The following is a 7,454-nucleotide window of genomic DNA, read 5'->3' as shown; positions in this document are numbered from 1 at the left end:
GTGAGTTAAAATAAAAGCTTCTAATGTTTACACAGGGATTATCAAGGCTCTATTCTGGCTATTACTGATGCCACGGGAGCAGTTGTAGAAAAACGCCTTTTTGATGCCTGGGGAGCTATTATAAAAGTACAAGACGGAGCAGGTAATACTTTGAACGGTCTTACAATTCTTGATAGAGGTTATACTGGACATGAGCATTTGCAAAGCGTAGGCCTCATACACATGAATGGACGTTTGTATGATGCTAAATTGCACCGTTTTTTACAACCCGATAATTTTGTGCAAGACCCAAGTAATACGCAGAACTATAATAGGTATGGGTATGTGTTGAACAACCCATTGAAATATACCGATTGGACTGGTGAGAAATGGAAGATAAAGTTAACTTGGAGCGATTTATTTGCTGGGGTTTCAATTTTAGCAGGTACAGCTTTAGTGATTTTTGGAGGTCCAGCCGGAGTTGCCTTAGGGACAAAATTAATTGTCGCAGGAGGCACACATTTTTTAGCAACAACAGCAATGGTAATAACTCAAGGTAAATCTTGGACAGAAGCTTCAAACTATATAGGTTTTCAATCGCCTACTATAACAATTGACACAGGGTGGGGAGATAGCAAACCAAATGGTGTTACTCAAAATGAGCCTGTTGTAAAGCCTAAAACAGTTGAAGATGTAAAAAAAGATAAAGGAGAAGATTCATTTCACCCAGGGCAACTTTTACCTAATTTCAAATCAGACATTGGATTTGATATTTTAAAATTTAAAGGGTTGCATTATGGAGTGCCTGAATTTGAAAGTAGTTTGATGACAGGAGGAGCTATTACTCCAGGACCGCTTGTTATTTATCCAACAGGGGGAGCATCAAATCCATACTACAATACCCATGAAGGTGGTCATGTTTTGCAATTTGCTCTTATGGGAGGATATTATTATCCTTTCATTGCAGTCCCTAGTTTTATTTATTCATATTATCATACAACTACAGAAGCTTCGCAATTTTATACTGAAAAAACTGCAAACCAATTGTGGTATTGGTGGTCGGGTGAATCTCACAGAAGCAACCCTCTTTATACTAGAAAAAAATTATGAAAAAACAAATTAGTTTATTAGTATTAATATTTTTAAGTAGTTGTCACTACCATAAAGATAAACTCGTTATTAAAAATAAAACAACTAATGAAATATATTATGAGACATTAATTAAGGATAAAAAATATTTGGACTACTATCAATCTTCAGCAGGAGGAGTTATTTCTTCTTATGAAGCAGAATCTCCTGTTGTAAGAGGAAATGCTAATTCAATAAATGATGAGTTGATTAAAAGTTCTTATGATTCTTATTTGTATATTATTTATTATACCAAAAAAGATCAAGAATATGTTTATAAAAATATAGGTACTATTGTTTTTGACAAAAGATTTAAAGTACAAAAATATTCACTTAAGCAATTAGATAGTTTGAATTGGGAGATTACTTATAATGGTAATTAGTGGTTTATGAAATTATATATATTTACACAGGGATTATCAAGGCAGTATTGTTGCCATTAGTGATGCCACAGGTGCAATTGTAGAAAAACGCCTTTTTGATGCCTGGGGAGCTATTATAAAAGTACAAGACGGAGCAGGCAATACATTAAACGGTCTTAGTATATTGGATAGAGGTTACACCGGACATGAGCATTTACAAAGCGTAGGACTCATACATATGAATGGGCGTTTGTATGATGCTAAATTACATCGTTTCTTACAACCCGATAATTATGTGCAGGATCCTAACAACACCCAGAATTATAATCGTTATGGGTATTGCTACAACAATCCGTTAAAGTACACAGATGCAAGTGGAGAGTGGATTTGGATTGTAGTTGGTGCTATTGTTGGAGGAACAATTAATTGGATAGCTCATGGAGCGCAGTTTAATGCTAGAGGATTAACTGCTTTTGGTATAGGTGCGGCAGCAGGAGCATTGGCAGGAATTGTTGGTCCAGCAGCATTTACAGCAGCTGGTGGTGGAGCTGCAGGAGCAGGAGGATTTATTGCAGGAGCAGCTGGTGGAGCAGCTGGAGCAGCAGCTTCTCAAACGGTTTTAACCGTAGGAAATCATATTGCTTTTGGGGATCCTATAATGTCTGCTAAACAGTTCATTGTAGGTATAGCTTTTGGTGCAGCACTAGGAGGAAGTATTAACGGTGTAAGTGCCTTAAAGAATGGAAATACTTTTTGGAAAGGAATAGATCCAACTCCTAAAGTTTCTCCAATATCTTTACCTCAACCAAATGGTTTATCAAAAACAGCCAATGCAGAGATTACAACCGATACAAAATTGCCTAATACTACACAGACAAGTACAGCCCCAACAACGCAAAACAATACTGCAACAGTTATAAATAAAGAAACTGGTGTTGTGGATGTCTCTAAAAATCCTGATTTTGGGATAAAAAATTACAATTCTTTACAAGAAAAATTTGGAGATACTTATGAGTCTGTTAGTGCAGTTAAGGGAAAATATATAAATATTGAGTATGGTAAAAATTTAAATCTGAATTCTGAGGGTGTTTATTATAAAGTTTATGAAGGAGGAATATTGAATGGCTCAAAAGTAGAAGTTCATTATTTTTATAATACAACAACAAATCAATACTCTAATCCTTATATACAAATAGGTAAATGGAGTTCTTATTTAAATACTTCGAAATAATTTAGCATTATGAATATTGATAATTTAGAAGATAAACTACAAAAAATAAATAACACAAAGATAGTCGAAATATTAGAATTGTTAATAGAAGCTACAAGAGATTTTCCTCTATATGGATTGGATAATATCTTTGGTTATTTTAAAGAAGTAGAAAAAGTTTTAGATGCGGAATTTATTTCTGAGGATGAATTGGAAAGATATTTAAACAATAAAAATTATAATAAGGATGAAACAACAATATGGGTTGTTAGCTCATTAAGTTTGTTTTATGAAGCATTTGGATTAATGAAGCTTTATAAAATATCATTTGAAGAAATAAAAACATATATAAGGGATTTAGAAAATATTTGATACAAGTTCCGCAAATGTCTGATGACTTTGCGGAATCGTGTTTTAAAATGATAAATTTTATTTTTTAGGTAATTTGTTAAATAGAATGTTAAGTGAAAAATATAATGAAAAAAATAAAATTTCTGAATATCAGGAACGCCACTCGAATTGAGAGCATTACCACCCTCTAATTCTGGTGTCCTTAACTCATATGAGGTATTAAAACCATTTCCTGTTCAGAGTTCAACTATTGCACCTTGGTATAATCAGCCCGGAGGCGGTATTCAATATAAATTGCCTAAAAACATAAATTGGTTATTAGATAACGGATTTATTAAATAATAGATATGACAAATTTAGAAAGTAAAAAATGGGAATGTAAAGGGGTAATTTATGATGGGGAAGAATTTTTCATTGGTGGATTAAATATATGGAACTATAAATGGGAATTAATAGGAAAAACAACAACTGTAAAAGACCCTAAATATAAGAAGGTATTCAGAGCCGATATATTTAAAATTCAGTTTAATCAAACGCAAATTGAGTTTGCAGCTGTGGAATTTTCCAATTGTGTCTGGGGGATTTATCAAAGTGAGTAAAATCATTCCCGATCGATTACTATGATATACGCGAAAGTCTGCACAGGCATTTGCCTGTAAAAGTATATCATGCAATAAAAAAGTTGTAGCTTTTTAAAACTACAACTTTTTTTACTTGTTTAAGTCATAGTTATCTGGGGGCATCTTGATGGAAAGTCAATGGTTTGGGCCATTGTACTTACCTATTGTAGCTACCACAAGTTTAACAAGCGCAATGGGTTTAGGAGGTAAAGACCCCAGAAACTGGGGAATTAACCCCAGATGGCGCTGATATGTAATAAATATCCTCGTGCGGATAGCGCAGAATTGCATTCTGTGCCCACAAAGTTGAGCAGGCAATACATAGGGCTACCAAGGCTCTATTCTGGCAATAACAGATGCCACGGGAGCAGTTCTAGAAAAACGCCTTTTTGATGCCTGGGGAGCTATTATAAAAGTACAAGACGGAGCTGGCAATACCCTAAACGGTCTTACATTATTGGATAGAGGATACACCGGTCACGAACATCTGCAAAGTGTAGGACTCATACACATGAACGGGCGTTTGTATGACCCTAAATTGCATCGTTTCCTACAACCAGATAATTATGTGCAAGACCCAAGTAATACGCAGAACTATAACCGTTATGGGTATGTTTTGAACAATCCATTGAAGTATGTAGATTTTTGTGGAGAATGTTATGAAGATAATGACCCAGACGATTATGATCCAACTTGTGACCCTCCTATTGGACAACCACAACAAAATGGAACATATTATGATGATGGAAATGGGAATGTATGGATATATAATGGAGCGACAGAAACCTGGGAAGGACAAACTCCTGGAGCTACAAATACCTATAACAATGTTGTACCACTATATGAAATAACTATTGCTGGAACAGGTTCTTCCTCTTTCGGCTGGTCTAATGGTACAGAGTCTTTTTATAATTCTGCATATTCTAGTTTTATACAAGGTGGTGGAGGTGGAAACTATTCTTTTGACATCAACAACAAAACCTTTAATGAATATAGAGGTAGTTTTTATAATGCTATTAATAGAGCTTCTCTTATTACAACGATGACAGAGAAGATTGCTGAATATCAAATTATATCAAAATATAGAGCTGGAGGAGATGTATTAGAAGCTATGAAAGATTTTAAAAGTCTTGATGGTTTAAGAAAAGTAAATAAAGTATTTCAAAGAGTTGGTTATGCTGGTTTAGCAGTTGATGGATTTCAGTTAAGTAGCAAAGTATATAATAATAAAGCTCAAAATTCAGATTATATAAGATTTGGTATAAATGCAACTCTAACATTTGTAGCAGTTACTAATCCTATTGGAATTTTAGCAGTAGGAGCTTATGGTGTTTTTGATTATTACTACGGAGATAAGTTCTGGGAAAAAACTGGAATTGATAATTATTAAAAAAACGAAATGTGAAAAAAGTTTATCATTATATTTTCTATAAATTATATAGATATATGCTAACAACCCCAAATTCTGATTTAGCATTAAACGGTGCAGTTATTTACTTGAGTATAGGTTTGCTTTTTAATTCAATAACAATTGATCTCTTATTAAATAAATTTTTCAAATTGCATTCAATGTCAGGTAATTTATTTATGACCATTGGTCTATGTTATGCTTTTTTAATATACTACATTAATTATTGGTATTTTAAAAGAGATAATTTATATCTTAAAATTGAGGAAAGATTTAGTACTGAAAGTAAAAGACAAAAAGTATTAGGAAATATATTCGTTTTTGTTTTCGTTGTTGGATCCGTTATTTTTTTTATGTTAACTGGCTATTTAGTAAATAAATACTGGGGAGGATTTAAATAGAAAGAGGATACCAGATGGCTCGGACTTGCAGCATGTAAGCAAACGTTTGTATGATGCCTGGGGAGCTGTTATAAAAGTACAGGATGGCGCTGGTAACGTGTTAGCAGGTTTAACAATTTTAGACCGAGATTACACCGGACATGAACATTTACAAAGCGTAGGACTCATACACATGAACGGGCGTTTGTATGACCCTAAATTACATCGTTTTTTACAACCGGATAATTATGTGCAAGACCCAAGTAATACGCAGAACTATAATAGGTATGGGTATGTGCTGAATAATCCATTAAAGTATATTGATCCTAGCGGGGAGATTTCATTCAAATCTGTTGGAAAATGGATTAAGAGAAATTCAAAAGCTATTACTACTGTGGCAACAATAGTAGTTGCTGTTGGTTTAACAGTAGCAACTGCAGGTATGGCTAGTCCAGTACTAGCAGGAGTCATTGTAGGTGCTGGCGCAGGTTTTACATCAGGAGCAGTGGGGACTTGGACTCAAGGAGGAAGTTTCTGGCAAGGCATGGGTAATGGAGCAATACAAGGTGTTATTGGTGGGGTTGCAGGAGGTATAGGTGCTGGTGCTGGACAATGGGCAACACGTAATTTAAGTAATGTTGTTGTTAATGGCTTAAACGTTTCAGGACCTGCAATAAAAGGTGTTGTTGGAGGGGCAGTAGGAGGTTTTGCAGGAGGTTATGCAGGAGGATTTACAACTGCTATTATGTCAGGATCAAGCATTAAAACCGCTATGAAATCGGGATTTAAAGGCGGGATTATGGGGGCTACTATTGGAGGTGTTGTAGGTGGTTATCAAGGTATTAAATATGCTAATGACAATGGTATTAATCCATGGAATGGTAAATTTAATAAAAGTACAGTAATGGGGGAAGGAATGTACGATAGAGTTATACCCGCAGGTAGAGATTTAAATTCTGAAACTATAGCCAATGAATGGCCTTCAAATGTTGATGCGTATTTAGGAAAGAATATGCCAACTCCTGAAGGATTAGAATTTAATGCTCAATGGATTCAAAATCGAATCGATAATGGATATCATATTTATGATATTGGCCCAAGAGGTTCTTCAATAAATAGTAGCTACTATAATCTTGAAGTAGGTAGAACCTTAAATTATCAATATTTACATAATACATCTAATTACAATCCATTCGGATTACGAATAAACATTTACAAATAATATGGAATTAAATAAAGGAGAGATTTTTTTTATTACGACAATAAGAGAATTTGATTTTTTGCGGAAATTAAAATACGAAGGGTCAAGATTCAGTATTATTGGTAGAGAGTTTTTTATAGAATTTGAAAACCATAAAATTGGGTTAACTGTTACTGTAATAGTCCGTGAGTCCCAAGAGGTTGATATATTAATTTCTCGAAAAAAGTTTTGGGGTATAGAGCTAAAAAATATTAAGGAATTTAATATATGTAAAGAATATCCCAAAACACTTGAGAAGTATGCTCAATTGTTAAAAGAAAAATTTGAAGATATACTTAAAGGGGAAAAATGGTAAAATACTTGATTTCTTGCCAGATGGCGCAGAAATGAGTAAACATCCTCTTGCGGATAGCGCAGAATTGCATTCTGTGCCCACAAAGTTGAGCAGGCAATACATAGGGCTACCAAGGCTCTATTCTGGCAATAACAGATGCCACGGGAGCAGTTGTAGAAAAACGTTTGTATGATGCCTGGGGAGCTGTTATAAAAGTACAGGACGGCGCTGGTAACGTGTTAGCAGGTTTAACAATTTTAGACCGAGGTTACACCGGACATGAACATTTACAAAGCGTAGGACTCATACACATGAATGGGCGTTTGTATGATGCTAAGTTACACCGTTTTTTACAACCAGATAACTATGTACAGGATCCAAGTAATACGCAGAACTATAATAGGTATGGGTATTGTGTAAATAACCCGTTGAAGTATGTAGATATTAACGGAGAGAGTTTTTGGAAGTCATTAGGCAGAGC

Annotated in this window: 9 protein-coding genes and 2 pseudogenes; all 11 read left to right on the top strand. The window is 34.5% G+C overall.

Annotated elements, in window-relative coordinates; genetic code table 11:
* Positions 1 to 48: 48 nt before the first annotated feature.
* Positions 49 to 1,089: pseudogene (locus AC4FRF_RS17430) on the top strand (RHS repeat domain-containing protein); the annotation flags it as partial.
* Positions 1,086 to 1,490, top strand: coding sequence for a hypothetical protein (locus tag AC4FRF_RS17425; protein ID WP_491161559.1), 405 nt, complete (start codon positions 1,086 to 1,088; stop codon positions 1,488 to 1,490). The pseudogene AC4FRF_RS17430 and the gene AC4FRF_RS17425, both read left to right, overlap by 4 nt.
* Before the next feature lie 16 nt (positions 1,491 to 1,506).
* Entirely contained in the window at positions 1,507 to 2,700 is a 1,194-nt protein-coding gene (locus AC4FRF_RS17420; protein ID WP_491161563.1) for an RHS repeat domain-containing protein, read from the top strand.
* A 9-nt stretch (positions 2,701 to 2,709) separates the two neighbouring features.
* Entirely contained in the window at positions 2,710 to 3,051 is a 342-nt protein-coding gene (locus tag AC4FRF_RS17415) for a hypothetical protein (protein WP_491161557.1), read from the top strand.
* Between the two features lie 126 nt (positions 3,052 to 3,177).
* Positions 3,178 to 3,372 carry a TNT domain-containing protein gene (locus AC4FRF_RS17410; protein WP_491161561.1) on the top strand — a complete coding sequence of 65 codons (195 nt, stop codon included), beginning with the start codon at positions 3,178 to 3,180 and terminating at the stop codon, positions 3,370 to 3,372.
* Positions 3,373 to 3,377: 5 nt separating this feature from the next.
* Complete coding sequence (locus AC4FRF_RS17405) at positions 3,378 to 3,629, top strand: hypothetical protein (RefSeq protein WP_491161554.1); 252 nt, start codon at positions 3,378 to 3,380, stop codon at positions 3,627 to 3,629.
* 349 nt (positions 3,630 to 3,978) lie between these two features.
* A pseudogene (locus tag AC4FRF_RS17400) lies at positions 3,979 to 4,311 on the top strand (RHS repeat domain-containing protein); the annotation flags it as partial.
* Between the two features lie 740 nt (positions 4,312 to 5,051).
* Complete coding sequence (locus tag AC4FRF_RS17395; RefSeq protein ID WP_491161553.1) at positions 5,052 to 5,459, top strand: hypothetical protein; 408 nt, start codon at positions 5,052 to 5,054, stop codon at positions 5,457 to 5,459.
* A 25-nt stretch (positions 5,460 to 5,484) separates the two neighbouring features.
* A complete protein-coding gene (locus AC4FRF_RS17390) occupies positions 5,485 to 6,660 on the top strand; it encodes an RHS repeat-associated core domain-containing protein (protein ID WP_491161551.1) in 1,176 nt (391 codons plus the stop codon).
* Between the two features lies 1 nt (position 6,661).
* A complete protein-coding gene (locus tag AC4FRF_RS17385; RefSeq protein ID WP_491161549.1) occupies positions 6,662 to 6,994 on the top strand; it encodes a hypothetical protein in 333 nt (110 codons plus the stop codon).
* Between the two features lie 164 nt (positions 6,995 to 7,158).
* Positions 7,159 to 7,454: RHS repeat-associated core domain-containing protein (locus AC4FRF_RS17380; protein WP_491161547.1), on the top strand; the 296-nt coding region annotated here is incomplete at its 3' end.

It is taken from the genome of Flavobacterium sp. ST-158 (genome assembly GCF_058309975.1).
This window is presented reverse-complemented; position numbering and strand designations above follow the sequence as displayed.

Bases quoted from the DNA above. Each gene is read 5' to 3' on its own strand.
- AC4FRF_RS17415 (WP_491161557.1), top strand. From the start codon at position 2,710: ATGAATATTGATAATTTAGAAGATAAACTACAAAAAATAAATAACACA.
- AC4FRF_RS17385 (WP_491161549.1), top strand. From the start codon at position 6,662: ATGGAATTAAATAAAGGAGAGATTTTTTTTATTACGACAATAAGAGAA.
- AC4FRF_RS17425 (WP_491161559.1), top strand. From the start codon at position 1,086: ATGAAAAAACAAATTAGTTTATTAGTATTAATATTTTTAAGTAGTTGT.
- AC4FRF_RS17405 (WP_491161554.1), top strand. From the start codon at position 3,378: ATGACAAATTTAGAAAGTAAAAAATGGGAATGTAAAGGGGTAATTTAT.